Annotated in this window: 2 protein-coding genes; both read right to left on the bottom strand. The window is 35.2% G+C overall.

Features of this window, described 5'->3' with window-relative positions; genetic code table 11:
- Positions 1 to 507: 507 nt before the first annotated feature.
- The gene (locus tag D7Y06_RS24870) at positions 508 to 1101 is read right to left on the bottom strand and encodes a recombinase family protein (RefSeq protein WP_120410150.1); all 594 of its coding nucleotides are present in this window, start codon (positions 1099 to 1101) and stop codon (positions 508 to 510) included.
- Positions 1102 to 1656: 555 nt separating this feature from the next.
- Entirely contained in the window at positions 1657 to 1857 is a 201-nt protein-coding gene (locus D7Y06_RS24865; protein ID WP_120410149.1) for a hypothetical protein, read from the bottom strand.
- Between the last annotated feature and the right edge of the window lie 101 nt (positions 1858 to 1958).

The following is a 1958-nucleotide window of genomic DNA, read 5'->3' as shown; positions in this document are numbered from 1 at the left end:
GGAGAGATACATGAAATTCAACGGTAAACGATATATAACATCACATTAGAATCTTTCGTGAAACAACCCTACGAACACCAAAAAAGCTCTTGCAATCAAACCTAAGGTATGCTATAGTATAGGCACAAAGAAAGAGCAACCGCCCACAAGGGGTTGACCCAGATTATGAATAGCAATGCCACCCTATCATTGGTCAAAGTACAAGGGTGGTTTTTGCTATGTAAGGCTACTTACAAAACGTAAATACGAATGTAAGCAATGCTAAAAGGAATATGCCAAATGTCAGCAACTCCATAAGAGAAATATGAATCTTGCGTTTCTTATGTTTTCTCTTTTTCATAGCATCACCCCCATTCTTTTAGAATGAGGTCAACGCACCCTGTAACACGATTGCTCTTTTGAGATTATAACACATCTTTTGACGCACCACAACAATATTTTTCATTTCTTCATCACATACAAAAAGGATGTCAAAACCATTGACACCCTTATATTGTTGTTTCATATTCATACCGCTGCTATTTCTACCTTGCTGCTATGATTCTTTATGATACGGTTTACTGTGCTTCGGGATAGTTCTGTATTGCGTACTATGTCAGCTATCTTCATACCGCTGTCATACAATGCCATCACCATTTCTGCCTTCTCATTCTGCTTGCTTGGTCTGCCACCATTGCGCCCTCTTGCTTTTGCAGATACTAACCCCTCTTTGGTTCGTTGGCTAATCAAATCCCTTTCAAGCTGTGATAAGCCAGACATAACAGTTAGCAGAAAATCATTGTAAGGATTGCTGCTTGTGGTATCTAACCAAGTATCTTTCAGGCTTTTTATGTATGCACCTTTATTTTTGATTTTATCAACGATTTCAAGCAAGTCTTTTGTGCTTCTGGATATTCGTGTTAAATCTGCTATGATAACCGTATCATTTATTTCTAAATCATTAATTAACCTGTTTAATTCTGGTCTGTCTGCTTTTGTGCCAGTCATTTTCTCACAATATAAATGTTTTCGGCTTACTCCTGCTGCTATAAGAGCATCTATCTGTCTGTCTAAATTTTGACCATCTGTACTAACCCTTGCATATCCTAAAATATCACCCATATTAAAACCCCTTTCGTATCTGTTCTGTTGTTTGATATTAAGATTGTATCAAAAACGTATCAAAATGTCAATAGATTATGATACGTTTATTGAAATATTTTTGTGAATTAGAAAGCCTTAATTTATGGGATTTGTCAAAGTAGGAAAAAAGTGTACCAAAAACATTCGTTTTTGACACACTAAGCATGAACAGATATTACTTGCTTGTACTGCTGCTCAAACAACAAATGTCATTATTGCATTTCTATAGCAGTTCAAAAGAAACAGCACAAAAGGCAGTAGCATCAGTAAAGGATATAGGGGGCGTATTACAGATTCATTCTGATTTCACTTTTCGGATAGCATAATGTGGGGTGTATCTATTTCTAAACGGATTTTTGAAATCTCCCGAAAAGTTGATTGCCGAAAAAAATAATTACAAAAATCAGATTGTTATTCATCTGTACACCGCCCATATTTGACATTCAACACATAAAAGAAAAAGACATCTTACCTTGCTATAGGTAAATGTCTTTGTTCAAACAACCACTATTTCATATTTCTAATTGTTTTAAATCAATTCCTTTTCATATCTGCCCGAATCAAGCTCTTTATATATCCTGCCTTATTTGGCATAGAATTAAGATACTCCAATAAATCTGCTTCTGTATTCTGCATAAAGCGGATGCAGACAGATGTTGTCTTTTCTTTTAAATACTTTTCTCTTGCTCTTTTGTTGCAATCCAACTGATTCTTTTCTTTTACTGACTTTGCCATTTATCATCACACTTTCATTTCAAATGTATTATTGCTAATCACCATAAACTTCTTTATATGGGTCAATATCCGATTCTCCTGTTCCATCGCAAAAAACACAA

The sequence above is a fragment of the Roseburia sp. 1XD42-69 genome (assembly GCF_003612565.1).
Classification (GTDB): domain Bacteria; phylum Bacillota; class Clostridia; order Lachnospirales; family Lachnospiraceae; genus Roseburia_B.
This window is presented reverse-complemented; position numbering and strand designations above follow the sequence as displayed.

Coding starts and splice junctions, on each gene's coding strand:
- D7Y06_RS24870 (WP_120410150.1), bottom strand. CDS start 1,101: ATGGGTGATATTTTAGGATATGCAAGGGTTAGTACAGATGGTCAAAAT.
- D7Y06_RS24865 (WP_120410149.1), bottom strand. CDS start 1,857: ATGGCAAAGTCAGTAAAAGAAAAGAATCAGTTGGATTGCAACAAAAGA.